This is a genomic window from Staphylococcus equorum, from assembly GCF_029024965.1.
GTDB lineage: Bacteria > Bacillota > Bacilli > Staphylococcales > Staphylococcaceae > Staphylococcus > Staphylococcus equorum.
In genome coordinates this window covers 295,550-321,977 of record NZ_CP118982.1, presented here as the reverse complement: position 1 = coordinate 321,977, position 26,428 = coordinate 295,550, and the positions used below count along the sequence as shown (strand labels likewise).

Annotated in this window: 20 protein-coding genes and 1 pseudogene; 6 read left to right on the top strand and 15 right to left on the bottom strand. The window is 33.6% G+C overall.

What is annotated here, in order from left to right; all coding sequences use genetic code 11:
- Positions 1–164: 164 nt before the first annotated feature.
- On the bottom strand, positions 165–1,562 hold the full coding sequence (locus tag PYW44_RS01430; RefSeq protein ID WP_002506537.1) for an MFS transporter: 1,398 nt from the start codon (positions 1,560–1,562) through the stop codon (positions 165–167).
- A 364-nt stretch (positions 1,563–1,926) separates the two neighbouring features.
- On the opposite strand from PYW44_RS01430, the gene PYW44_RS01425 reads away from it, so the two are divergent.
- Positions 1,927–2,868: a nucleoside hydrolase gene (locus tag PYW44_RS01425; protein WP_115075938.1), complete on the top strand. Its 942-nt coding sequence runs from the start codon at positions 1,927–1,929 to the stop codon at positions 2,866–2,868.
- 90 nt (positions 2,869–2,958) lie between these two features.
- Here the strand turns inward: PYW44_RS01425 and PYW44_RS01420 are convergent, their stop codons facing one another.
- The 4 genes and pseudogenes from PYW44_RS01420 to PYW44_RS01405 form a co-directional block, all read right to left on the bottom strand.
- The gene (locus PYW44_RS01420; protein ID WP_021338864.1) at positions 2,959–4,101 is read right to left on the bottom strand and encodes a CapA family protein; all 1,143 of its coding nucleotides are present in this window, start codon (positions 4,099–4,101) and stop codon (positions 2,959–2,961) included.
- Between the two features lie 119 nt (positions 4,102–4,220).
- Positions 4,221–4,403 (bottom strand): annotated as a pseudogene (locus tag PYW44_RS01415) (IS5/IS1182 family transposase); the annotation flags it as partial.
- Positions 4,404–4,827: 424 nt separating this feature from the next.
- Positions 4,828–5,454, bottom strand: a complete 627-nt coding sequence (locus tag PYW44_RS01410; RefSeq protein WP_002506533.1) for a nitroreductase family protein — start codon at positions 5,452–5,454, stop codon at positions 4,828–4,830.
- 235 nt (positions 5,455–5,689) lie between these two features.
- Complete coding sequence (locus PYW44_RS01405) at positions 5,690–6,136, bottom strand: GNAT family N-acetyltransferase (protein ID WP_230456593.1); 447 nt, start codon at positions 6,134–6,136, stop codon at positions 5,690–5,692.
- 506 nt (positions 6,137–6,642) lie between these two features.
- On the opposite strand from PYW44_RS01405, the gene PYW44_RS01400 reads away from it, so the two are divergent.
- Positions 6,643–8,805 (top strand): bifunctional glycosyltransferase/CDP-glycerol:glycerophosphate glycerophosphotransferase, encoded by a 2,163-nt coding sequence (locus PYW44_RS01400; RefSeq protein ID WP_021338866.1) that lies wholly within the window; start codon positions 6,643–6,645, stop codon positions 8,803–8,805.
- 67 nt (positions 8,806–8,872) lie between these two features.
- On the opposite strand, the gene PYW44_RS01395 is transcribed toward PYW44_RS01400, so the two are convergent.
- From PYW44_RS01395 to betB, 4 genes are all read right to left on the bottom strand, one after another.
- Positions 8,873–9,448: a GNAT family N-acetyltransferase gene (locus PYW44_RS01395; protein ID WP_002506529.1), complete on the bottom strand. Its 576-nt coding sequence runs from the start codon at positions 9,446–9,448 to the stop codon at positions 8,873–8,875.
- Positions 9,449–9,673: 225 nt separating this feature from the next.
- Complete coding sequence (locus PYW44_RS01390) at positions 9,674–9,997, bottom strand: DMT family transporter (protein WP_002506528.1); 324 nt, start codon at positions 9,995–9,997, stop codon at positions 9,674–9,676.
- Positions 9,998–10,246: 249 nt separating this feature from the next.
- Positions 10,247–11,929: a choline dehydrogenase gene (betA, locus tag PYW44_RS01385; RefSeq protein ID WP_002506527.1), complete on the bottom strand. Its 1,683-nt coding sequence runs from the start codon at positions 11,927–11,929 to the stop codon at positions 10,247–10,249.
- Positions 11,930–11,988: 59 nt separating this feature from the next.
- Positions 11,989–13,482, bottom strand: a complete 1,494-nt coding sequence (gene betB / locus PYW44_RS01380) for a betaine-aldehyde dehydrogenase (protein WP_002506526.1) — start codon at positions 13,480–13,482, stop codon at positions 11,989–11,991.
- 202 nt (positions 13,483–13,684) lie between these two features.
- Between betB and cudC the strand changes: the two genes are divergently transcribed.
- A complete protein-coding gene (gene cudC / locus PYW44_RS01375; RefSeq protein WP_002506525.1) occupies positions 13,685–14,236 on the top strand; it encodes a choline uptake/conversion transcriptional regulator CudC in 552 nt (183 codons plus the stop codon).
- Positions 14,237–14,492: 256 nt separating this feature from the next.
- Here the strand turns inward: cudC and PYW44_RS01370 are convergent, their stop codons facing one another.
- Both PYW44_RS01370 and PYW44_RS01365 read right to left on the bottom strand, forming a co-directional pair.
- Positions 14,493–16,115 (bottom strand): BCCT family transporter, encoded by a 1,623-nt coding sequence (locus PYW44_RS01370; RefSeq protein ID WP_002506524.1) that lies wholly within the window; start codon positions 16,113–16,115, stop codon positions 14,493–14,495.
- A 596-nt stretch (positions 16,116–16,711) separates the two neighbouring features.
- Complete coding sequence (locus PYW44_RS01365) at positions 16,712–17,845, bottom strand: ABC transporter substrate-binding protein (protein WP_115075937.1); 1,134 nt, start codon at positions 17,843–17,845, stop codon at positions 16,712–16,714.
- A gap of 270 nt (positions 17,846–18,115) precedes the next feature.
- Between PYW44_RS01365 and PYW44_RS01360 the strand changes: the two genes are divergently transcribed.
- Positions 18,116–18,841 carry a class I SAM-dependent methyltransferase gene (locus tag PYW44_RS01360; RefSeq protein WP_021338869.1) on the top strand — a complete coding sequence of 242 codons (726 nt, stop codon included), beginning with the start codon at positions 18,116–18,118 and terminating at the stop codon, positions 18,839–18,841.
- Positions 18,842–18,968: 127 nt separating this feature from the next.
- Positions 18,969–19,859 (top strand): fructose bisphosphate aldolase, encoded by an 891-nt coding sequence (locus PYW44_RS01355; RefSeq protein ID WP_002511606.1) that lies wholly within the window; start codon positions 18,969–18,971, stop codon positions 19,857–19,859.
- 272 nt (positions 19,860–20,131) lie between these two features.
- Here the strand turns inward: PYW44_RS01355 and PYW44_RS01350 are convergent, their stop codons facing one another.
- Positions 20,132–20,695, bottom strand: coding sequence for a DUF488 domain-containing protein (locus tag PYW44_RS01350; protein ID WP_002506520.1), 564 nt, complete (start codon positions 20,693–20,695; stop codon positions 20,132–20,134).
- A 196-nt stretch (positions 20,696–20,891) separates the two neighbouring features.
- Between PYW44_RS01350 and PYW44_RS01345 the strand changes: the two genes are divergently transcribed.
- Complete coding sequence (locus tag PYW44_RS01345) at positions 20,892–21,899, top strand: PTS sugar transporter subunit IIC (RefSeq protein ID WP_002506519.1); 1,008 nt, start codon at positions 20,892–20,894, stop codon at positions 21,897–21,899.
- Between the two features lie 112 nt (positions 21,900–22,011).
- Here PYW44_RS01345 and PYW44_RS01340 read toward each other — a convergent pair whose 3' ends face one another.
- From PYW44_RS01340 to gabT, 3 genes are all read right to left on the bottom strand, one after another.
- On the bottom strand, positions 22,012–23,394 hold the full coding sequence (locus PYW44_RS01340; RefSeq protein WP_071562689.1) for an APC family permease: 1,383 nt from the start codon (positions 23,392–23,394) through the stop codon (positions 22,012–22,014).
- Between the two features lie 165 nt (positions 23,395–23,559).
- Positions 23,560–24,939 (bottom strand): NAD-dependent succinate-semialdehyde dehydrogenase, encoded by a 1,380-nt coding sequence (locus PYW44_RS01335; protein WP_046466021.1) that lies wholly within the window; start codon positions 24,937–24,939, stop codon positions 23,560–23,562.
- Positions 24,940–25,024: 85 nt separating this feature from the next.
- Positions 25,025–26,341, bottom strand: coding sequence for a 4-aminobutyrate--2-oxoglutarate transaminase (gabT, locus tag PYW44_RS01330; RefSeq protein ID WP_002506516.1), 1,317 nt, complete (start codon positions 26,339–26,341; stop codon positions 25,025–25,027).
- Positions 26,342–26,428 lie beyond the last annotated feature (87 nt).

Here is a 26,428-nt window from a genome sequence, read left to right as displayed (position 1 = left end):
TATACCGATGATATTATTTAATTAAGTGCAATGTATTGTGCTTAATTGACGATTGCACAAATTATTACAACTCACTTTTAAAGATTCATCATATAAAAAGACGCAATGCTCATAAATAAGCACTGCGTCTTTTCGAAATTATTTAATTCTTATAATTCACCTTATTAATCTTTTTTAACTTCATCTTCCCACCAAAGTGCATCTTTAGGATTTTGAATTACGTCTTCATATTCTTCTTGATTTTCAACGTTTGGATAATTTCCTCTCAATGATTTGTTTGATGTTGATTTAAACATTGTTAAGAAAATGATAAGTCCGATGACGTTAATAAACATCAAATAATATGAAGGTGAAATTTCTTGACCTGTCGTTTGTACTAACATTGATAAAATAAACGGTGTTAAACCACCAAATATTGCAGCACCAATATTATAAACAAGTGACAAGGTACGTAATCTCACTTTTGTATGGAACATACTTGGTAACACCGATGGCATTACGCCTTCAAATGTTGACATGAATAGTGCGATGATAAATAATCCTAAGATAACAACTGGTATCATTGGAATACTCATGAGCCAGAAGGCAAGCACAGAGAATAAACTAAAGCCAATTAAACCAAATAAAATTGTATTCTTATTACCAACTTTATCACTATACCAACCAAAGAAAAATACAGCTGGTATCATCACTAACATCGTGACCGTACTCAGTATAGAACTCATAGTGCCCCCTAAGTTAATGGTTGAGTTTAAGTACGATGGCATAAAGGATAACACCATGTAATTAGCCACATTTAAGAATGCGACACCTGCGAAACAAACGATGATATCTTTCCAATAATATTTAAATATATCTAAATAAGAATATTCTAATTCTTCTTGTTCTTCTAATGTCGATTCATAAGCAGGACTTTCGTCTAATCCTGTACGCAAGAAGATACCTACGATACCTAATGGCGCAGCAAGGATAAATGGAATTCTCCAACCCCAGTCTGCCATTTGTTGATCGCTTAACAATGCATACATCAAACCAGCTAGGGCCGCCGCCATAATACTACCTGCGAGTGTACCAATTTCTAATCCACTACCTAACTTACCACGTGCTTTATCTGGCGATGATTCTGCTATGTAGGTCATCGCACCAGCGTACTCTCCACCAGTTGAAAATGACTGAATCATACGTACTACAAGTAATAGAATTGGCGCCCATATACCGATTTGATCTTGCGTTGGTAGTAACCCAAGCATCAATGTTGAAGCTGCCATAAGTAATATTGTTGATGATAATACAACTTTCCGTCCATATTTGTCCCCTATATGACTGAAGAAGATACCACCAATCGGTCGTACTATAAATGCAAAAGCAAATACAGCAAATGTAGATACAATTTGCATCTCTTGCGGTAAATTACCAAAGAAATTGGCACTTATAACTACCGCTAATTGCGCATATAACCCGAAGTCAAACCACTCAATTGCGTTACCAATACCTGTGGCAACTACACTTTTTTTAGCTTGATCGGAATCTACCCTATTAACTTTTTCTTTTTTAAACTTCACAAAAAAAACACCCCTTAATTTTTGTCTATCAATATAACATAACATAACCTGTGTACAAATTTTTAAACAATTTAGATTTAATGTTCCTTGTATTTTACATTTAAAATGCATAATTACTTATATATCAAAGCGATACAGTGACCTACTTTAATCTCTATATTCATTATAATTCCCATAACATTGGACTTTATGGATTTTAAAATTAATTCAATTAAACAAAAACAGTTTATTTTAAATCACATTATGTTATATAAATACTTTTTACACCCCAAAAATCATTCTTAAATTAATTTTTCAGAACGCTACATATTGTTTTCTTTGGTATAATAGCCTCATAAAATGAACATATGGAGGCATTCAAATTATGAAACAAATTTACTTTAACCATGATGGTGGTGTAGATGATCTCATTTCATTATTTCTATTAATACAAATGGATGATATAGAGCTTATTGGTGTAAGCGCAATTGGTGCAGATAGTTATATCGAACCAGCAGTAAGTGCATCTCAAAAAATAATTAACCGCTTCTCTGACCAACCAATACATGTTGCCGCTTCAAAAGAGCGCGGTAAACATCCTTTTCCAAAAGATTGGCGTATGCACGCATTTTTTATGGATGCGTTACCTATTTTAAATGAACCATCAAACCAACACTCTTTATTATTAAAGCAACCTGCCTACCAAGATATTATAGTTAAATTACAAGCTCCGTCCCAAAAAGTCACTTTACTTTTTACAGGTCCCTTAACAGATTTAGCCAAAGCTATCACAGTAGAGCCTACTATTGTTCAGAATATCGATTGCCTTGTATGGATGGGGGGTACATTTTTAGATAAAGGTAACGTTGAAGAACCTGAACATGATGGAACAGCTGAATGGAATGCTTTTTGGGATCCCGAAGCTGTGCAAATTGTATTTGATACGAATATCAAAATAGAAATGGTAGCTTTAGAAAGCACGAATCAAGTACCTATGACATGGGATGTTAGACAAGCATGGGCAAACGAACGTCATTATCCTGGTGTAGACTTCTTAGGTGTAAGCTATGCTGCTGTCCCACCATTAACACACTTCCAAACGAATTCCACTTACTTCTTATGGGACGTATTAACAACAGCTTACGTTGGCATGCCTGAACTTGTTCAACAACACAGTGTGAATGTGTCTGTACATACTGAAGGAGCTAGCCAAGGACAAACGTATATTGACGATGTGAATGGTAGACCTATTTCACTAGTAGATCACGTTGAACATGACGCTTTCTTCAAATACATCACTTATTTAGCTAAAAAAGTCATACACTAAAAAGTAAATAATAGTTTTACTCATAAAAAAAGGGATTTCCAATTTTTTGGAAGATCCCTCTAATCATTAAAATATTTTAACAGACCTATATTAATAACTATCCGGAGTTAAATATTGTTTATCGATGACATCTTTAGTAATTGTTTCTAAACGTTCTTTCGTAACATCATTTTCGTCATCATAGCTTAGTGCGTGGCGTTTTGCTAACTTATCATCGTATCTTTTAAGTGGATACATTTTAAAACTATGTCGTGTGTTGTCATCAAGTGGATTGGCTATTTCATAATGCGTAATTAAAGACTGCCATTTAACATTTTTAATCGTTACGCCCTTGGGCAATTTCTCAATATTAAAACGAATATTACCTCCTAATACATTACTTTCATCACCTGTACTTTGCCCATTCAAAAAATTTCCCAGGGAATAAGCTATTAGCGTCTTATGATTGTCTTTTCCTTTTACCCATTCTATAGGTTGAATGACGTGAGGATGTGTCCCAATTACAACATCTACGCCTGCATTTGCAAATACTTCAGCATATTTATTCTGTTTACGCGTTGGTTCATGTTTGCCTTCACTTCCCCAATGTGCCGACACAATAACCGCATCACTTTGTGTTTTAGCTTTCGCTACATCTTCTTTAATCTGAGCTTCATCAAAATAATTGATATGATACGGTTTTTCAGGAGAAATATCATTTGTGCCATATGTATAACTTAATATTGCAACTTTGATTCCATTTCTCTCAACAACAGGTATATGATCTCTCGCTTTTTGTGAATTAAACGCGCCAGTATATAAGATATCGTCAAATTGTTTCCATAAATTTATCTCATTCCGCAATCCATCGGTTCCTTGATCAAGCGTATGGTTATTCGAACCGTTAACAATGTCAAATCCCACATCAACGATATCATCCGCTATATCCGTCGGCGTATTAAATTGTTTGAAGCCTGAAAATCCTTTTTCATCTCCACCAATTGGTGATTCTTGATTTATATAAGAAATATCTGCAGATTCAATATCTTTTTCTAAGTATTCATACATAGGTTTAAAGTCGAAATTACCATCAACTTGTAACGCATCCTGATAAACTACTGGATGAATTAAATTATCTCCAACTGCATAAAATGAAACTTTATCTACTAATTGCTTTTGGTCATGCAAGCATAATCCACTAAAAAATATAAAAACAGTAAATAACATTGTCATCATTATTCTATATTTCCACATAGCTTCCCCCCTTTGACCATTTCAAATAAGTTTCACTTTACATATATTAATTCTATTATAATTAAATATCTCAAAATATTATAGAGGATTTACAATATACTCAAACTTCCTTAACAATATAATAAGAGCTTAGGTAAAATCTCTGTTTGTATGAGTTCTTCATAGTGATTGAATTCGTAGAATTCTGTTTCTAGAATTGTTTCAACAATTTGATTAACTGCATGTGCGATATCATTGTTAGGAATCAAAATTTCAGTTTCCATTGGTAGTGTTAACTGAGTCATATTATAAGTTTTATACATAAGACACCTCGTTTTAAAGTTATGTTAGAGTAACTTTATTATACGAAAGTGGCTAATTTTTTTATAAATTTATATAATTGTACCGATTTTATAAAGCTCTGACGCCTAGGGGAATAGTATGAGTCTGTAAAACAAATAATATCTCAACTCTATTGCTATATTGGCAGTAGATGACTGAAGTGAAAGCGCGTATAATATTAAGCTTGTTTCACTTCTAGTCATCTTTGCCGGGGTGGGACGACGAAATCTTATTAGAAAAATTAGATTTCTGTCCCACTCCCATACCCCAGGCAAGCATGCGCTTTCAAAATCGGAATATTTTAACATAGAAAAGCAGCAATCCATTAGAAACTAATAGATTGCTGCTTTTAATTTGAGAATGGGATATTTATGTCTCAGCCCCAATTGGATTCAGCTTATAATATTATACGTGCTTAGTAATTGTTTCTGCTGGTAAACGATATGAACCATGAGCAGGATTTTTTGCTTTTCCTATTGCTATAATCATAACAGGTTCATAACGTTCTGAATCGATATCAAAGGCTGCGGCTATTTGATCACTTTCAAATCCACCTATTGGATTCGTATCATAACCATAAGCTCTGGCAACTAACATGAATTGCATAGCAGCTAGACTACTATCAATTTTTATAATATCGTTCATTTCAGTTTTTTCTAAACTTCTATAGAAAGGTAATACTTTCCCAAGTAATTCATCTTTCACATCTTCGGGCATTAATCCTTGCTTGACAGCGTTATTATAGATTTCCTCACCGTATTCATGACTTTGCATATCCCCAAAGATAACTACCATTGCGGACGAAGAATCATTTTGACGTGTATTAAAGCGTATAAGCGGGCGTAATTTATCTTTACCTTCTTCACTCTCTACAACTAAAAAGCGCCATGGTTGCATATTGACTGATGATGGTGCCTTTGTTGCTTTTTGAATCATTTCATCCATCTCTGAGGTTGATATTTTGACTTGCTCATCAAAAAGTTTTACAGATTTTCTATTCATTACTATATCTTCAAAGTCGTTATTAATCATTATTCATTTCTCCTTAACTATTTTTAACAAAAACAAATTATACTCAATTTATTTCAAGTTACAAATCATCTGTTTGAGAATGAAATGAATACCAACGAGAACTTAAATAATCATTAACAATACTTCATCAAAAACTTAATATAAGGATACACTTTTCCAAAAAATCTATTATACTCTTTTTAATTAAATGCAATTCATCCACTTAAACTTCACGAGTGCAAAATCGTAAATTACTCTAATCTGTTATTTGCATAGACATTGTTATATTTCTATCACAGAAACCCATTTTTTCGTATAATTTTTTAGCAAAATTATTCGCAAAAACATTCAGCCTTACTTCTTTGATATTTTTCGCTTTAAAATACTCGCCGACAAATTGTATTAATTCTTCAGCGACCCCGTGCCTTCTATATTCATCAAATACATACAACTCATATATAAAACCATACTCTTCTTGAATAAAATAATCTGTTTTGTCATCTATAAGCACGAAACCTTTCATGTGTCCTTCTTCTATTAATACATAATACTCAGCACCTTCATTTATTAATTGTTTTGACGCTGATCTCATCGCATGATCTGATAAGTCAAACTCTGCTGTTATTGCTTCTTTAAACACGGTCGGTACCGTTTCATTGATTATTTTCAACTCTTCTTGGTTTGCTTTTCTAATTGTCATCATTACGCACCCTTTCTGCAACACACTTGCTTTGTAAATACTTACAATCATTGTTATATCACTTTACAATTCAAATAATTTTTATTACTTTGACAATACCCTAAATCAAAATAATTTAATTTCAAGGCTTTGCAAAATAAAAATTTTATTATTCAAAAAATTTAATATCCATATAATTCTTCTTAACTACTGTATATATTGAATTTTTATAGTAAAATAGGATAGTGACTTTATCTATATACCATTAATTACAGGCGACTTCACTATATTATCAAGAAGGTTTTTGCAATATACAAAGACCTATTTTTTATAGTGAATACTGTACATGATACAATGGATGCTTTACAATCAACAGATCATCTGATGATTGATTACCATTGTTTCTTAATAGAGCATTTAAATAACTTACAAAGCTATAATCAATAGCCGAAAATATTATAAAAAGTTCGATATATTCTACCTTATATCAAAATATAAAGAGAAAATTTTAAAAAAAGAGGGAATAAATAATGAAGTCCATATCTGTCATAGTGACTTATTACAACTCAGAAGACTATATAGAAAGTTGTTTAACTAGTCTTAAAAAACAAAGATTTCAAGATTTCGAGTTAATTTTAGTTAATGATGGTTCAACTGATAATTCAAAAACAATTGCAACACAAAGTATTGCAAATTGGGATATACCAATAAAAGAAATTGATTTACAACAAAATACAGGTCATGCACATGCAAGAAATATTGCCATGCAAGAAGTAGATGCACCATATTTTATATTCATTGATTCAGATGATTATTTAGCTTCTTATGCACTTGCATTTTATATGAAAAAAATAAATCAATTTGATGCACTTATTTCACCAATACATTCATTTACACTGGATATACCACAATATATAGACCAAGACTTAGTGCGTGTGGAATATTTAGATACAAAAACTAAATCAAATCAATTTTTACGCAAAAATTCAGCGTGTAATATTGTCTTTAAAACCGCTATCGCACGTGGGCATAATCTACAGTTCAATGAAGGATTAGATGTCTTTATTGACTGGTCATTCATATTAGATTTTATAAAATATTCAAATGGTTTTGTACGTGTGAGTCGCTTCCCATTTTATATCAAAGGCGAAGTTTACGACCCATTCTTAAAACCAAGATTATCTAAGCAAGATTTCGGTATTGTCTTCAATGATTATGTTTATAGTTTTTCAGATTCTATTCAACGTGCGCCTTTAAAGGAAAACAAGCGTTTCATAAAAAATAAAATGAAAAGTTTATTTAAATATTCGTTTGAACCTTCATTAAGAAAAACACCTGAAAGATACGAACAAAATAGTGAGTTATTACCAAGCGTAACGAGAAAACTATTTCCTACAATTTTCAAAAATGAAAAACCTTTATTTATCGCAGAAGCGCTCATGCTTATGTTTAATAAGAGAAAATCAGCATTTAAAATTAATCAGTTTAGAAATAAAGCTAGATTAGCTAAAAATGTTGTTTTACGTAGAAAAAATAAACATCGTGCGCTTTATCAATTAACTGATTCTGAAGATAAAGTAAATCCAAAAACAATCGTATTTGAAGCTTTTGGTGGTAAAAATTACAGCGATAGTCCTAAATATGTTTATGAATATATGATGAAACATCATCCAAATTATGAATTTATATGGGTATTAAAAAAGCCTAACAGCGTACAAATACCAGGGCCTGCAAAAAAAGTTAGAAAGAATTCTAAAGCATACTACGATGCTTATTCTAGAGCAAAATACTGGGTATCAAATGCTAGGCTCCCACTGTTTCTAAATAAAAAACCTAACCAAGTCTATATCCAAACTTGGCATGGTACACCATTAAAACGCTTAGCAAACGATATGAAGGTCATTCGTATGCCTGGAACAACAACAGATCGTTATAAACGCAATTTCAGAGAAGAAACAAATCGTTGGGATTATCTCGTTTCACCAAATGCTTATTCATCAAAAATATTTGAAACAGCGTTCTGGATGAGTCCAGAACAAATTCTCGAAATTGGTTATCCTAGAAATGACGTTTTAGTTAATCGCTCACAAGACGAAGCATATCTTCAAGAAATCAAAGAAAATTTAAATTTACCCGAAGATAAGAAAGTAATTATGTATGCTCCTACATGGAGAGATGACGAATTTGTTAAAAAAGGTAAATACTTGTTTGATTTGAAAATTGACTTAGATAACTTACATGAGCAATTAGGTGATGAATATGTAATTTTATTAAGAATGCATTACTTAATTTCTAATGCTCTTGATTTAAGGGGGTATGAAGAGTTTGCAATTGATGTTTCAAATTACAGTGACATCTCTGAATTATACTTAATTTCAGATTGTTTAATCACGGATTATTCATCAGTCATGTTTGATTACGGCGTACTAAAAAGACCGCAATTCTTTTTCGCTTATGATTTAGATAAATATGGTCAAGATTTACGTGGTTTCTATCTTGATTATCATAAAGATTTACCAGGTCCAATTTATCAAGATGCTTATAAATTAGCTGATGATTTGAAAAATTTAGACCAAGTAAAAGTAGATTACAAAGATAAAATCGACACTTTCTATAATGATTTTTGTTCATTAGAAGATGGTAAATCGTCTAAAGCAATTTCTGATTTAATTACTGGTCGACAAGACAAGTAGTTCTTAGATAAATGTTTCAGCTCTTGTATTCCATTTTAAATTAGCCTTGTGGGGCGGAAATAAGCAATCAAATTTCAAATTTTGATTGCTTATTTCCGCCCCTATTTTCATTTAATTTTTGAGCTAATAACTGCCAAGCTTTGTGATAATTATCATCTAATTGTACAGGTTTAAAACCAAACTCAAGATACATATTGATGGCTTTATAACTAATCGTTTGTGAAGTTAAATAAGCTTTATCATGATATAACGCTAAAATATTCATGGCTGCACTAAGTAATGGTTTAGATAACTTTTTTCCTTGATATGGTGGTATAATACCCACCCAATGAATCCTCCCCATCATTTGAGTATCATCACCTAAATAGCCATACCACGCAGTTGTCGTACCCACAACTTCTCGCTGTTCATTTTCAATGAAGATACAACGTTGTTCCATCTCTGTTACATGATTCCCAAATTCTTTATTAAACCTCTCTAATGCCATTTCCTCAGTTGTAAACTCACCTGCTAGCGTTTCTATATAAGCCCATAATTTTTCATCGCCTTTACGGAATTTCCTAATGACAAAACCTTTAGGCACATCATACTGTGGTATGTCGTCTAACTGGGTTCTCATCATTTGTACTTTAATATTTTCCATCCTGCCACACCCCACATCTTTAAATTTGTTATATCAACTTATATTTATAATAGCCTTATTCCCATCATAAAAACACATATTACAACTTCAAATAAAAATTTATATATTATGCACATTATAAATTTATGAAAAACATAAAAAAACTGCCAACCCAAAAATCATACATTTTTGGTGACAGTGAAAATATCTATACTTATCTAGGATGTTATTCAAATCTATACTTCCTTATTTTGAAACACCTATCGTATTCAACAATACAATACCTATGAGTATAAACACGATTGCTATAATACCTGTGAGATTTAGATTTTCATTAAATAAAACAACTGCGAGTACTGTACTCAATATTAATCCCAAACCAGCCCAAGTGGCATAACTTAAGCCTAATGGTAGATATTTCATAGCTAAACTAAAAAAATAAAAGCAAATAATAAATGAGACAGTTGCTGATAAACTTGGGTATAATTTACTAAAGCCTTCAGAAGCCTTGAGTGAAACGGTTCCTGTTACTTCAGTAATAATAGCAATCACTAAATATAAATAAGCCATAATACTCCTTTCCTAAATCGAAGCACTTGGAAAGTTAATCGTTTTTATATTAACCTTTTTAACAATCGCTCTACTTCTATTTAATCAATATCAAAGTCTTTTTTACTATTGTAGCAATTGTTCACTTTGCCATTTCCAACTCTAAAATAGTATCACTTTAACACCTACAAATAATAAGAAACTGGTGAAAATCATTGAATTTATGACTTCACCAGTTGTTATTTCAAATTATATATTTGTTCATTTCTTTTATTTTACTGTTCCTGCATCTTTGTCATGTACACCATGACGATAGAAATCGATATATTCTGGTTCCATAGGTTTTTTACCACGGATAATGTCTGATGCTTTTTCTGCCATCATTAATACAGGTGAGTGGATATTTCCGTTTGTAGTACGTGGCATTACAGATGCATCTACAACACGTAAGTTTTCCATACCATGTACTTTGAATGTTTCAGGATCAACAACTGACATTTCGTCTGATGCTGGTCCCATTCTACAGCTACATGATGGGTGTAATGCAGTTTCGCCGTCACGTTTTACCCATTCAATGATTTCTTCATCTGTTTGTACTTCAGGTCCTGGAGAAATTTCTCCACCATTAAATGGATCTAATGATTTTTGAGACAAGATGTTTCTAGCTACTTTGATTGCTTCAACCCATTCACGTTTATCTTCTTCTGTAGATAAGTAATTAAATACGAAATCTGGTTTTTCAAATGGATCTTTAGACTTAATCTTCAAGTAACCACGAGAGTTAGAATACATTGGTCCTACGTGTACTTGGTAACCATGAGCATGTGGTGCTTTCGTACCATCGTATCTTACCGCGATTGGCAAGAAGTGGAACATTAAGTTTGGATAATCTACATCATCATTTGAACGTACAAATCCGCCACCTTCGAAGTGGTTAGATGCTGCTGCACCTTTACGACCTAAAATCCATTGTAAGCCAATGAATGGCATTTTCAATTTGTTAAGGCTAGGTTGCATTGAAACGGGTTGTTTACATGCATGTTGCACGTATACTTCTAAATGGTCTTCAAAGTTTTCCCCAACACCTGGTAAATGTAGACGAGGTTCAACACCAACTGAACGTAGGTGTTCTGTATCACCAATACCAGATAATTGTAATAATTGTGGAGAGTTAATTGCGCCACCAGATAAAATAACTTCTTTCGCATTCACTGTATGTTCTTTACCATTCTTCTTGAATGTTACACCAGTTACTTTATTACCTTCAAAATTTAATTTAGTTACAAACGCACGTGTTTGAACATCTAAGTTTTTACGTTTCATAGCTGGATGTAAGTAAGCTCTTGATGCTGAAACACGTCTACCGTTATGCACTTGGCTATCAAAAGGACCAAATCCTTCTTGACGGAAACCATTAACGTCTGGTGTTTTATTATAACCAGCGTCAACACCAGCATTGAAAAACGCTTGGAATAACGGGTTTTTAGCAGGTCCACGTCTTAATTTAATTGGACCGTGGTGACCACGATACTGATCATCTTTAGTAGAACCAAATGTTGTTTCCAAACGTTTAAAGTATGGTAAACAATGCGCATAATCCCATGATTCCATGCCTTTTGGTTGTGCCCATTTTTCATAATCCATTGGGTTACCACGTTGGTAAATCATACCGTTAATGGAACTTGAACCACCTAATACTTTACCACGCGCATGTCCAACTTTACGTCCACCCATATGTGGTTCTGCATTTGTTTCATAAATCCAGTCATATAGTTTATTCCCTGCTGGATACATTAATGCTGCTGGCATTTGAATTAATAAATCCCAAGAATAGTCACTACGTCCAGCTTCTAATACAAGTACATCTTTAGATGCATCTTCACTTAAACGGCCACCAAGTACCGAACCGGCACTGCCACCACCAATAATGATATAATCATACGATTTTTTCATTTTTGATAAAACCTCCTAAATTTTTAATTATTAATATTTTGTATTTGTGTGTAAATTACCTATTGTTTACCAAACCAATTTACTGGCTCTGGGTTCGTATTACGTAGAATATGTTTCTCAACTTGATATTCTGCTAAACCTTCTTTACCAAGTTCTCTACCAATGCCTGATTGTTTATAACCGCCCCATGGTGCTTGTGCAAAGTATGGATGGAAGTCATTAATCCAAACCGTACCCATTTTCAATTTATTAACAACACGTTCAGCTTTACCGATATCTGAAGTGAATACGCCACCTGCTAAACCATAAATTGAATCATTTGCTAGTTCGATTGCTTCTGCTTCTGTTGAAAAGCCTTCAATTGTTACAACTGGACCAAACACTTCTTCTTGTACAATACGCATTGAAGTATCACAATCTGTAATGACAGTTGGTTCAAAAAAGAAACCATCTTGTAAGTCTTCACGTTCTGGTCTTTTACCGCCAATCGCAATTGTTGCGTTTTCCGATTTTGCAACTTCCATATATTTTTCGATTTTTTCTCTGTGCTCAGCTGAAATAACTGGACCCATTTCGGTTTCTGGATTAAATCCATCACCTAATTTAATATTTTTAATTCTTTCAATTAATGCTGCTTCAAATTTATCTTTGATATCGTTGTGTACTAAGATTCTTGCCCCAGCAGAACATACTTGTCCTGCATGGAAAAACCCACCATTCAAAGCTTGATCGACTGCAAGATCAAAATCAGCATCATCGAAAATAATATTAGGATTTTTACCACCAAGCTCTAATGCAACATTCGTTACGTGATTAGCAGCTTGTTTCATAATATGTTTTCCTGTTTGAATACCACCTGTGAAAGATACTAAGTCTACTTCTTTATGCGATGATAACGGCTCTCCTACTTCTGAACCTTTACCTAAGACTAAGTTAATTACACCTTTAGGGAACCCCACTTCCGCCATCAATTCAAATACACGAATTGTTGTTAGCGGTGTGATTTCACTCGGCTTCATAACAAGCGTACAGCCTGTAACTAATGCTGGAGCAATCTTCCATGAAGCTTGTAGTAAAGGATAGTTCCAAGGTGTGATTTGTGTGACAACGCCTACTGGTTCTTTTATCACTTTACTTTCAGTATTAGGGATTGGTGAATCTATTATTTCGCCACCATCTTTATCTGCTAAACCAGCAAAATAATTAAATACATTCGCAATGTCGTCCATGTCCGCATAAGATTCTTCTAATGTTTTACCTGTATCTAATGTTTCAAGTCTTGCTAATTCTTCACGGTGTTCAACGATTAAGTCAGCAATTGCGCCAACTTTTTTGCCTCTAGATTCACTTGTTTCTTGAGACCATTCGCTACCTTCAAATGCATTTCTCGCAGCTAAAATGGCACGTTCACTATCTTCCGAAGTACCTTCTGCGACTTCAAAAATGACTTCTTGGTTATATGGATTAATAATTTTTCTTGTTTCTTCGTTCGAGCTATTTACCCACTCACCATCAATATATTGACGACGAGATAATTGATTTAAAAGTTCCATGAAAATTACCTCCGTTAAGTTTGTTAAATTTTTATTTAACGAATTTTACAAGCTTTATGTTAGCATAGTAATTGAAAGGGTGTCAAACGAGTTTAGTTATAAGCTGATTAGGGATTTGTATAATTATAAAAATGTAATTATTTTGCATTACTTAATCATCAATATCTTAAATTCGTATAAAAAATTATCGGAGGTGTACATCGTGGTACATTCAAACAACCCTGATAAGCAATTGGATGAAGCAAAAGACATCGTTATCAATGCAATTGGTGAAACGATGGACTTATACGGGATTAACAGAAGTGTAGGTAATTTATTTGGTACTATGCTCTTTGAAGACAGCATGACATTAGATGAAATGCGTGAACAACTACAAATGAGCAAACCTAGCATGAGTGCTGGAGTAAAAAGGCTCCAAGAATTCGATCTTGTCAAACAACAGTTTACACGCGGCAGTAGAAAACAACATTTCATTGCTGAAAAAGACTTTTTCAATTTCTTTAGTAACTTCTTTACCCGCAAATGGAAAAGAGAAATTGTAATTAACTCTGAGGCTGTTTATGATTCAGTAGCTATACTTGATAAGGTCATCAACGACAAAAATGCTGATGCAGCGACTAAGACAGAAGCTAGCGAAGTCAAAGCACAATTAATCGATACATTACCCTACTATGATTGGTTAGATAATTTAGGCCAAGCAATCGAAAGTGGAGAAATATTTAAATACTTCCCAATTCCCGAAAATAAGAAATAACACTTATTTCAATGCTTCAAGAGAAGTTTTACAACTATAAAAATGGCAGTTAGATTCTTTCTTAGAAATCTAGCTGTCATTTTTTATTTTCAGATACATCTTCATTATTAAGTTCAATATATTCATTGAAAAATCAGTGTGAAATACGTATTTAAAATTCCTGATACGTCACAATACATTTCCATCTCCACTACCAAAAAAGCAGTGAAGCAATCTAATGTCATAGATACTCCACTGCTTTTTTATATGTTTTTATCTATAAGTTGTCGTCATTTTTCTTTTCTCTCACTTGTGTAATTCTCAGTGAGCGTCTTTCTACTTCTTTATATTTATCCGCACGACGCTCAAGTTTGAGTCGATCCTCATTTAATGTCCGTAAGAAGGAAATCATCATCATGACGAAGACAATGAGTACTGGCACACTAGCAAGTAAGGAAGCTGTTTTTAACACTTCCAATGATCGCTCACCACCAACTAGCATTAATGCAAATGGTAATAAACATAATGCGAATGCCCAATATAAACGGTTTGCTTTTAAAGGTTCTCCAACCACTTTTTTCTGAGATGCTGCTGCTAAAATATAAGATCCAGAATCAAAAGTCGTTGCTAAGAACAGTACCGCAGAAATCAAGAATAAAATAATAACTAAATTAGGGAATGGTAATTGATGCAACACTTCAATTATAGTTGCTTCTGTACCATGTGTGTTTAAATTCTGAACAACATCAAACGCTCCAGTTATTTGTAAGTAAACTGCATAGTTACCGAAAATACCAAAGAACAACATACAGCCTAAAGTACCGTATATTATCGTACCTAGAACGACTTCTTTCATAGTTCGCCCTTTAGAAATTCGAGCAATAAACAACCCTATAAACGGTGCATATACAATCCACCATGACCAATAGAATATTGTCCAATCTTGTGGGAAGTTCGTTTCCTTACGTCCACCGATACCTCCGAATGGTTCTATCCATGTCGCCATTTGGAAGAAGTTTTTTACCATATTACCCATACCTGTTATTGTTGTTTCCATAATAAACACAGTTGGACCAACAATCAGTACAAATCCGAGTAAAACAAATGACAAAATAACGTTCCCGTCACTTAATACTTTTATACCTTTTTTCAATCCAGAATAAGAACTGTATGCAAAAAGTGCAGTTATGATAAATAGAATCGCACCACGCATGACCATACTATCTCCGTCTAAACCGGTTAATCTTTCTATACCTGCTGTAATCATCGGTACGCCAAGTGCGAGTGATGTTGCAGCGCCTCCAAGTAAACCGAAGATAAATATAATATCAGTAACTTGTCCAATAAAACCATCTGTCTGACTTTTTAAGATAGGTCGTAACGTTTGGCTGATTTTAAACACTGGTTTTTTCTTCACGAATATAAGATAACCAATACATAACGCTGGCAGTACGAATGTTGCCCAAGCGATAGGACCCCAGTGGAACATGCCATACATTGTAGCGTAGTTTAAAGCACTATCCGTCATTCCTTTACCACCGTGTGGCGGGTCTTGATAGTAAAAGGCCCATTCAATAACGCCCCAATATAAAATATCTGAAGCAATACCAGCACAGAACAGCATTGCTGCCCAACTAAAATTATTGAATTCAGGTTTATCTGTAGATTTACCTAATGTCACATTTCCATATTTTCCAAATGCAATGTACAAAACAAATATTAAAATTGCCAATCCAATAAATAAATATACTGAACCAATTGTACTTACCACAGCTTCATTCATTTTCGTAATAATATCTTGACTGGCCTTTGGAAAAACCATCATAGGAATTACTGCAATTAATAAAATTACGGAAGACCCTATAAAGGTCGTCCAATCCATTACTTTATTCTTTTTCAATTGTTGAACACCCCTCATAGTAAATTTGTATGTAAAATTACCGCTAATAAATTTAATGAATTAGCAAGAACTATTTAATTATTCACAAACATGAGCCTAACGAATTTTAAATAATAATGCAAATTACATTCAAACGAGTTATTTGTAAAAGATGAATAATTATATAAAAACACCAATTAATTTGAATATGAAAATTGCTACAATCACAGTGTTAAGTTTAAACTTAACGAAATTAATGAATCTTACAAACTTAACTAACTGTATTTTTATACACATAATATGAATATATATTCTATTTTATTTTTTTATTTTATTTATGTATTTGGTGATTTTTCACAAAAAAATCGTTTAATTTTTACATTGCTTGGTTTTTGTTAATATTAGTGAAAAGCATAAAATAATTATAAATATAAATGTCTTTAAATTACGTCATATTAAAATGACTTCGAGTTTAAATTAATGGCATTCAAAACTAAAAAGGTATAGTGAATCGCGTACAAAAAAGTGTCGACAAAATCCGAGACTTTGTCGACACTCATAATCTATTTTTTAATTTTAATTTCATCTTCCTATATACCAATTATTGTTATCGAATATTAATATTTTGCAGCATCAGATGATGGATGTAAAATTAACTCTACATCTTTGTCCGATAATTCATAATCGTAAAATTTTTGATAATATGATTTAATCTCATCTTTCATATTATATTTAAATTTATCAGGATGGTTATGTTGTGCCATCCATTTCAACATTAATGGAGCATCGCCATTTGGTGGGAACCAACGATAAATACCTAAAGGTACCTTATAAACTTCTTTGTCTTTCACTGCCTTCACTTGGCTCCAATCTTGACCATCCGTTTTATTTTCAATCAAATCTTCTGGTTGTGTTTCAGTGAAATTAGTAATATAGATTTTATCCGGATTCCATTTATAAATTTGTTCCATATTGACTTCTTTTTGTCCTTCTACGCCATCTTCTCCAACTATATCAACTCCGCCAGTTGCTTTAATCCATTTTTCACTATGGAAATTTGATCCAGCTACAACGATAGAATTATCTGAGTGCTGATGTAGAAATAAAACTTTGGGTTTCTTTGATTTTTTTGTGTCTTTTAAGCTTTCATCAATCATTTTTTGAGATTTTTCACCCTCTTGCATAAAATTATCAGTTCTCTCACTTGTTTTACCACCTTTGATTTCTGAAGTTATTTCTAACCAACTGTTAAATGTAGTCAATGGATCATCATCTTCATCATTTACAGTATCAAGACCAATTGTAGGTATACCACTTTCTGCAACTTTATCTAAGGTTTTCTTTTCAGATGCAAGTTCAAAGTAGACATCTGGATTGATTTTAGATAATTCTTCTATATTTATATCACCGTTTTTAACAAATTCAGTAGATGTTTTTTTAATATCAGGAGATATTTTAGCTAGCATTGAATTTTCTGCAGCATTGTAGGCATTTGGATGTAATCCTTTTATTTCTTTAGTAGAATTCGTCCCTACAAACCAAGCAGAAAAATAAGGCATTATGCCCCCTACTACAATACTATCCGGATCTTTTTTAATCTTCACTTCACGGTTTGTTTGATCGGTAACAAGTTTTTCCTCTTTCGTTAATTCTTTATCTTCTGAATTACTCGCTGTATTGTTTGAACTGCATGCAGTAAGTAATGTAGCTGATAATACAATCCCAGATAGGATACTATATTTTCTATTCATTGCTGATCTCCTGTTCATATCTATTTTCTAAACTAAGTCAAAATAGCCTAGTGTAATTTATAAGTACTAGACCTATATGCATCCATAAAAATTGATTAAATACTTCCAATAGCATTCAAAGTCTATATTTATGCATATTTATCTATATATAAACCATTCTAATGATAATGATAATCAATTTCAATATGTATTTTAATTATCTTACTTTTAATTGAAAGTATTCTATAATATAGAAGGAATAATAAAGTCTTGAATAAAGAGGGTTTGAAAATGGATAAAAAACAAATTGTAAATTATTGGGATAAACGTGCCGAGTCTTTTAGTAAAGATAAACAGGCCGAATTAGAAAGTAGTCATGCAACAGCTTGGTTGAAAGAGATAGAAGCAATTACTCGATTAAGAGATGGTTTAAAAGTCTTAGACATAGGTACAGGTGCTGGTTTTCTAGCAATCATATGTGCACAACAAGGCGCTGAAGTATCAGGTATTGATCTTGCTCCTGATATGATTCAATCTGCAAAACAGAATGCACAACAATTAAATCAAAATATACAATTTAAAGTCATGGATGCAGAACATCTAAATTATGAAAATGAAACTTTTGATGTCGTTATCGCTCGAAATGTGACATGGTTAATGCCTAACACACAAGCTACTTACAAAGAGTGGTTACGTGTGTTAAAACCAAATGGTCATCTTATTAATATAGATGGTAACTATGGCAAAGATTCCTTTATTAATTACGGGGATATCTCAACAGATCACGCACATAACACACTGGGAGATGAGATGTTGCAGGAAAGCGAAATCATCAAACAAAGCATACCTATTAATCATCAATCAAGACCACGATATGACATAAACATCTTAAAACAGTTAGGATATCAAAACATTCATCTTGATACTGGTGTTTATGCTCGAGTATATAAAGAACAAGATGCTTTTTATAATCCAACACCTATATTTTTAATATCAGTCTCTAAACCTATGACCTAGTTTAATGTACATTTTTTTATATTAGATAGAATATTTATTATATTTTAGTATCTTAAGTGCCTTGAACTTGCGTTATGCTTCAATTTTTATCATACTAAAAGAGAATACAGTAAAAGGAGTGGTAAGAATGAATAAAGAACAATTTGATAAAGTGAAAAATGGTAAAGGTTTCATTGCTGCATTAGATCAAAGTGGTGGTAGTACACCAAAAGCGCTTAAAGATTACGGCGTTACTGAAGATCAATACGATAGCGAAGATGAAATGTTCAAACTCGTTCATGACATGCGTACACGTATTGTATCATCACCTTCATTCAGTGCTGATAAAATTATTGGTGCAATTCTTTTCGAACAAACGATGGATCGCGAAGTAGACGGTAAACATACTGGAGATTACTTAGCAGATAAAGGCGTTGTTCCCTTCTTAAAAGTTGATAAAGGTTTAGACGAACAAAAAGATGGCGTTCAATTAATGAAACCTATGCCAGATTTAGATGCTTTATTAAGTCGTGCCAATGAACACAAAATTTTTGGTACGAAAATGCGTTCTAATATTTTAGAACTAAACAAAGATGGTATTGATTTAGTGGTAAAACAACAATTTGATGTTGCTAAACAAATTATCTCTGCTGGATTAGTTCCAATCATTGAACCAGAAGTTAATATTAATGCTGAAAATAAAGCAGAAATTGAAGCATATTTAGCTGACTCAATCTTAGAAGAACTAAACAAATTAAACGATGATCAACTTGTGATGTTAAAACTATCTATCCCTACAAAAGCTAACCAATACCAAACACTTATTGACCATGCTAATGTTGTACGTGTTGTTGCACTATCAGGTGGATACAGTAGAGAACATGCAAACGAAGTCCTTAAACAAAACAAAGATTTAATTGCTAGCTTCTCACGTGCACTTATTAATGATTTAAATGTAAATCAATCAGATGAAGAATTTGATAAAATCTTAGGTGAAACAATCGAATCTATTTATGACGCTTCAGTCAATAAAGCCTAAATAAATAATTCCTACACATTATTTATTTCCCAGGAAAATCAGAGCTCTTGAGATTTGAATACCTCAGTAAACTAATAAAAGCAGTTTTCTACTCAAAATGTAGAAAACTGCTTTTTTCATGATTAGGTTTTTTTATTTGTACATAGAGGTACTTTTTTCGTAACAACAAACACCTAAAACACATATTTTTTGTATGCGTCCTACTAGAATGTGAGGTGATTTGAGATTATAAGTTCATGAAGTTCCTATGGTATGTAATCAGCAATAACATCCTAATTACCTTCATCAATTTCAGGATAAACAATGTATCCATCATCTTCTATAATCGGCAAAGCACCCCATTGTCCTAATTCATGCTGTTGCTGAATAATTTGTTGTTCGTTATCAAGCATAATATGATGTACAGACCATTTGTGAGCAGTTAGCCAATTACTCACAATTAATCTATGACATCGCGCTGGATGAGGTTCTGAACACATGTATGCTACACGTTTTGAATCCCCTAACACTTCTAATGCATTGATTCCTTCTTGAAAGTCTTTCGTCAAAGTATAATCAGCGTAATTATGGAAAGACTCATTATTCCATGCTTCATTTATTGTTCTACCTACACTTTCAGAGGCTTTTCTTCTACCACCTAACAACGTATTATATTGATATTCAATGTTTGCTTCAGTGAGCCATTTTCTCATATTCTCTTCATTAAATTGAGGATTGCGTTTACTCCCTCTATACGCACGTACATCCACAATGACCTCTATATTAAATTGTTGAAGCATATCTATAAATTGCTGTTCCGAATGATTCGCGTGACCTATCGTATATATTTCCGACATTCTAATCCCCCTAACCGTTGAAACATCTTGTATTTATACTATATAACCTAATTAAATTTTTATAATCTCAACTATTTAATTTTGCGATATATTGACTATAAACTAATTCTTAAAATATACTAGCCATCATTGAAAAATATCTATATACTAAATTTAATTTATAAAATAACTTTATTTAAAGATTAAGGGGACAAAAATGAAGAATTATTTACATAGGTGGGTCATAGAAGCACTCAGTTTTATGGCTTTAGGATTATTCGGATCGTTAATTATCGGGTTAATTTTGGATACAATAGGTAGTCAAACATTACTACCTCAATTAGACTTAACATTTTTAACTGAAATAGGTAAGGTTGCCATGTCTGTGACAGGTGCAGCGATAGGTGTTGCAATTGCATATGGATTAGGTGCAAAACCACTCGTTGTTTTTTCTTGTGTCATTGTAGGAACATTGGGGTATACCACTTTTGAAGGTGGTCCTGTGGGGGCATATATTGCTACTTTAATCGTAGTTGAACTGAGTAGATTATATGCAGGAAAAACAAAAATCGATATTATTATAACGCCCTTACTAACAATTATTATTGGTGGTTTCATTGCAAAAAGCTTTGGTCCAGCGCTCAATCAATTTATGACTGGCTTAGGCAAAATCATCAACGCTGCTACTGAGCAACAACCATTCATAATGGGGATTCTCGTAGCTGTCATCTTCGGTTTAGCTTTAACGGCGCCTATTTCTAGTGCTGCACTTGCACTTATGCTTGATTTAAGTGGATTAGCTGCCGGAGCGGCGACAATTGGTTGCGCAGCTCAAATGGTTGGATTTGCAGTCAATGGCTTTAAAGACAATGGCTGGGGCGGTATATTATCCGTTGGAATTGGTACAAGCATGTTACAAGTTCCAAATATTATTAAGCACCCTATGATACTCTTACCTCCAACACTTGCGAGTGCAATTGTTGCACCTATCATGACAACATTGTTCCCTATGACGAATAATGCTGCTGGTGCCGGTATGGGAACAAGTGGATTCATCGGTCAAATTATGACTATTAATACGATGGGTGGCTCACTACAAGTTTGGATGTTAATCCTTGTATTCCACATCCTCTTACCTGCAGCTATTAGTTTTTCATTATATAAACTATGTTTAAATAAGCAATGGATTAAACCTGGAGATCAACTTATCCATATCGCTAACTAATTTTTAAATAGTGATAATTGAATCTGACTCATATGTGGAAAAGCGTGCACAAAAAGCAGCCCGAATATAAAATTCGGGCTGCTTTTTGTATTTATCCTATATTAAAATAATATTACCTATCTTCTTGTATTGGTACTTGCTCACTACTCACAACATTTCTCTTTTGTGTAAAATAGAGTACAAATGCAATGAAATACCAAACTAAGACAATCAACCATTCTGATGGCCAAGCCAATGATGATGGCATGCCAGGCAAGTATATGATTAAGAATAACACACTTAATACAATTGCAATTATACCGACTGCTTTACCATTCTTAATACGATAAGGGCGTTCTAACTCTGGCTGTGTTTTACGTAACTTAAGGAATGAAATAGCCACGAGTAAGTAACCTAATACAACACCTATACCCCCTGCATTAACAATCCACTGAAGTGCAGGTCTACCTAATAATGGTGCAACAAATGCAAGTACACCTAAGAATAAAATACCGTGTGTAGGTGTTTTAAACTTGGGATGTATATAAGCAAACCATTGAGGAATCATCTTATTTTTGGCCATGGCATATAATATTCTGCTACCACCAATAATGAAAGCATTCCAACTCGTAATAATACCGGCGACACCACCAAGTACTAGCAAGATACCGAAACCACTATGACCGAATAAATTGACCATCGCATCAGCTGTAGCTAAGCTACTTGTCGTCAATGCTTGTGGAGATAGTCCTGTGGATACACCAAAAACAATCAATAAATAAAATATGACTGACGCAATAATAGAAAAAATTAAAATACCACCAATTTTTTTAGCTGGTGCTTTTACTTCTTCAGCTATTTGCGGTATGACGTCAAATCCCACAAATAAGAAAGGAATCATCATTAAGACAGACATTGTACCACCAACACCATTTTCAAATGGTTGTAAATTATTAAAGTTACCATTAAACCCTGCACCAAACACAAGTAGTAATCCTACTCCAACGATAAATATTGTAAACACTGTTTGTATAATCGCTGCTGGCTTAACGCCGAAGTAATTAAGTGACGTTAAGATGATACTTCCTACAGAACCGATGAGTACCCATGTCAGATAAACATCCCATCCTGCGATATTCCACAATAACCCTTGATGCTGAAACGGAATTACATAATCTATCACAGTTGGCAAAGCAACCGCTTCGAATGTTATTACAGAGACATAGCCAAAAAGTACCGACCAGCCGGATATAAAAGCAATCCCCGAAGAAAATGCTTTTTTCACAAAAACAAATCCGCCTCCTGTTTCAGGAATAGCTGCAGCTAACTCTGCATATGTAAGTCCTATCACAATAACTAAAAATCCACCTATTAAAAATGCAATAATACTTCCTACAAAACCTGCTGTTGAAACCCATTCTCCTGATAATACGACCCATCCCCATCCAAGCATGGCGCCGATAGCAAGAAACAAGACATCAACAATACTCATTGATTTATTAAATTCTGATTTCATTGAACATACCCCATATCATTCATCAAATTTCAAAAAGTGATATATTAAGGCTGAAATAACATCTAATTAATTACGATATTTCCAACCTTGCAATCACTTTATTTCCGCACTTTGTTTACGTTTAAATCATTTCATATTGTAATTGTTGAAAATCAAAATTATCTGCTAAGTTTCTATTGATAGATATTTAGTTTCTAAATATGGTTCAATTCCTTCTGTACCGCCTTCTCGACCATAACCACTTTCTTTCAAACCACCAAAAGGTGCGTGTGCTGCAGAAGGGCCACCGTCGTTCCATCCAATGACGCCGTACTCTAATTCATTAAATAATTTCAATCCAGTACGATAATTATTTGTGAAGAAATATGAAGCTAACCCAAATTCAGTATCATTTGCAATGTCTATCACTTCATCTAAATCATCATAGGTCATGATTGGTGCCACAGGTCCAAATGTTTCTTCATGCATCACTTTCATGTTCAAATCTACATTAGAAATTACTACTGGTTTTAAGAAATTGCCACCTAATGCTTGGATCTCTTCTAAACTACGAGATAACTTGCCACCTTTGTCTTGTGCATCCGTAATATGTGTTAACACTTTCTCGACAGCATTGTGATCTATTAGAGGACCTATTTTAACTTCTTCCTCTAAACCATCACCTACTGTGAGTGCATGTACTTTTTCAGTTAGTCTTGCTGTATATTGTTCCGCTATATCTTTATGTACAAAGATACGGTTTGCACATATGCATGTTTGTCCAGCATTTCTGAACTTAGAAGCAATCGTCCCATCAACGGCTGCTTCAATATCTACATCATTATGTACAATAAACGGTGCAAGACCTCCAAGTTCCATCGTTACATTTTTAACTGTTTGTGCTGATTGTTCAATTAATGTTTTACCAACGGCTGTCGATCCAGTAAACGTTATTTTATTAATTTGGCCATGTCCAGTAAATATATCACCCGCATCTTTACCTGATGCAATAATATAAGATATCGCATCTTTCGGAATACCCGCTTCATGTGCAAGTTCTACTAATTTGATTGTAGTTAAAGGTGTCTTCACTGCTGGCTTACAAATGATTGTACATCCTGCTGCTAAAGCTGGTGCCATTTTACGCGTAATCATTGCTGCTGGAAAATTCCAAGGTGTAATTGCTCCAACCACACCAACTGGAAATTTATCTATAACCATTTTCTTAGAAGGTGTATGGGCCGGAATTGTACGTCCATAGACACGTTTCGCTTCTTCTGCATACCATTTCACATAAGAATTCGCATAAGCTACTTCCCCTTGAGCTTCAGCTAAAGGTTTACCACCTTCAAGGGTAATCAGACGTGCAAGTTCATCTTGGTGTTCATCTATAAGTGTAGCCCATTGGTTTAATTTACTAGCACGTTCATGTGCATCTACAACTTTCCATTCTTGAAAAGCTTGATGAGCACGGTTTATCTGTGCATCAATCTCCTCATGCGTCGTGTAATCTAAACGTTCAACTACTTCATTCGTTGCTGGATTATATACTTCTAACTGTTCCATATCCTTCACTCCTTAAAAAACGTTTTATACTCTATGTCTACCATTAACTTATACCTTTTAATATTTTGAAAATGAACTTCATTTTTTAAGAAACGCTATAATTTGAAGTCACTTCATCAAATACATGCGTTAAAATGTTTAAGCCTTGGTTAAGTTCTTCATCAGTTATTACTAATGGAGGTAAGAAGCGTATAACATTGCCTTTAATTCCTGCAGATAATAACAATAAGCCTTTGTCATTTGCTGTTTGTGTGATTTTACCTGTCAGTGCTTTATCAGGTAAACCTGTTTCAGCATCTACAACTTCAAAAGCTACCATAGCCCCTAGACGACGAATCTGTGCGATATGCTTGTGTGACTGACTGAGTTCTTGCAAATATACTTCAATATCATGGCCAAGCTGTTCTGCTTTATCATTTAATTGCTCTTGCTCTATAATATCAATTACTTTTAACGCAGCTTCACAAGCTAATGGATTACCTGCATACGTACCTCCTAATTCTCCTGGCGCTGCACTATCAATGATTTCTGCTTTACCTACTACACCACTTAAAGGAAATCCCGCAGCAAGTGATTTAGAAACTGTGATTAAGTCTGGTTCAATACCAAAATGTTCAATTGCAAAGGTTCTACCTGTTCTAGCAAAACCCGTTTGTATTTCATCTACTACAAAAACGATACCATTATCTTCACAAATTTGTTTTACTGTATCAACAAACTTTTGATCAGGAATAATAAATCCACCTTCACCTTGTACGGGTTCCATTACAATACATGCAACGTCACTTGGATCTACAGTTTCAATGAAGAAGTCATGTAATTTATGAATCACTTGATCTACATATGCATCTTCCGTTAATTCTTCAGATTTTTCAGAAATATTAGGATATGGTGCTTGATAAACTTCAGGCGCAAATGGACCGAATCCATATTTATAAGGTTTCACTTTGCTTGTCATAGACATTGTTAAATTTGTACGACCATGAAAACCACGTACAAATGATACAACGGCTTGTCTACCTGTATATTTCCGAGCAATTTTCACTGCATTTTCTACTGCTTCAGCACCAGAGTTTAGTAAAATAGCTTTTTTAGCAAATTCACCTGGCGTAATCTCTGTTAATTTCTGTGCTAGGTTAAGGTAACTTTCATACATCATGACATTAAAGCCGGGATGAATGAATTTATCTAGCTTTTCTTTTAAATGTTTGGTAATTTCTGGGTGCGTATGACCGACATTAAGCGTACCAATAGCACCAGCAAAATCAATAAATGTATGACCATCTACGTCAGTAATTGTTGCTCCTTGCGCTTTATCTGCAACATGCAAATTTCCATTACCAACACCACGTGCTACATACTTTTCTCTTTTTTCTTTAAAATGCTCAAATTGACCTGACATTAAAAAACCTCCTCATGCTTATTAAAAAAGATTTATGGTTGTCTAAAAATTTAAGTCATTATTGGTATTATGTAAAGACCCAGTTTA

Coding starts and splice junctions, on each gene's coding strand:
- PYW44_RS01425 (WP_115075938.1), top strand. CDS start 1,927: ATGAAACAAATTTACTTTAACCATGATGGTGGTGTAGATGATCTCATT.
- PYW44_RS01420 (WP_021338864.1), bottom strand. CDS start 4,101: ATGTGGAAATATAGAATAATGATGACAATGTTATTTACTGTTTTTATA.
- PYW44_RS01410 (WP_002506533.1), bottom strand. CDS start 5,454: ATGATTAATAACGACTTTGAAGATATAGTAATGAATAGAAAATCTGTA.
- PYW44_RS01405 (WP_230456593.1), bottom strand. CDS start 6,136: ATGATGACAATTAGAAAAGCAAACCAAGAAGAGTTGAAAATAATCAAT.
- PYW44_RS01400 (WP_021338866.1), top strand. CDS start 6,643: ATGAAGTCCATATCTGTCATAGTGACTTATTACAACTCAGAAGACTAT.
- PYW44_RS01395 (WP_002506529.1), bottom strand. CDS start 9,448: ATGGAAAATATTAAAGTACAAATGATGAGAACCCAGTTAGACGACATA.
- PYW44_RS01390 (WP_002506528.1), bottom strand. CDS start 9,997: ATGGCTTATTTATATTTAGTGATTGCTATTATTACTGAAGTAACAGGA.
- betA (WP_002506527.1), bottom strand. CDS start 11,929: ATGAAAAAATCGTATGATTATATCATTATTGGTGGTGGCAGTGCCGGT.
- betB (WP_002506526.1), bottom strand. CDS start 13,482: ATGGAACTTTTAAATCAATTATCTCGTCGTCAATATATTGATGGTGAG.
- PYW44_RS01365 (WP_115075937.1), bottom strand. CDS start 17,845: ATGAATAGAAAATATAGTATCCTATCTGGGATTGTATTATCAGCTACA.
- PYW44_RS01360 (WP_021338869.1), top strand. CDS start 18,116: ATGGATAAAAAACAAATTGTAAATTATTGGGATAAACGTGCCGAGTCT.
- PYW44_RS01355 (WP_002511606.1), top strand. CDS start 18,969: ATGAATAAAGAACAATTTGATAAAGTGAAAAATGGTAAAGGTTTCATT.
- PYW44_RS01350 (WP_002506520.1), bottom strand. CDS start 20,695: ATGTCGGAAATATATACGATAGGTCACGCGAATCATTCGGAACAGCAA.
- PYW44_RS01345 (WP_002506519.1), top strand. CDS start 20,892: ATGAAGAATTATTTACATAGGTGGGTCATAGAAGCACTCAGTTTTATG.
- PYW44_RS01340 (WP_071562689.1), bottom strand. CDS start 23,394: ATGAAATCAGAATTTAATAAATCAATGAGTATTGTTGATGTCTTGTTT.
- PYW44_RS01335 (WP_046466021.1), bottom strand. CDS start 24,939: ATGGAACAGTTAGAAGTATATAATCCAGCAACGAATGAAGTAGTTGAA.
- gabT (WP_002506516.1), bottom strand. CDS start 26,341: ATGTCAGGTCAATTTGAGCATTTTAAAGAAAAAAGAGAAAAGTATGTA.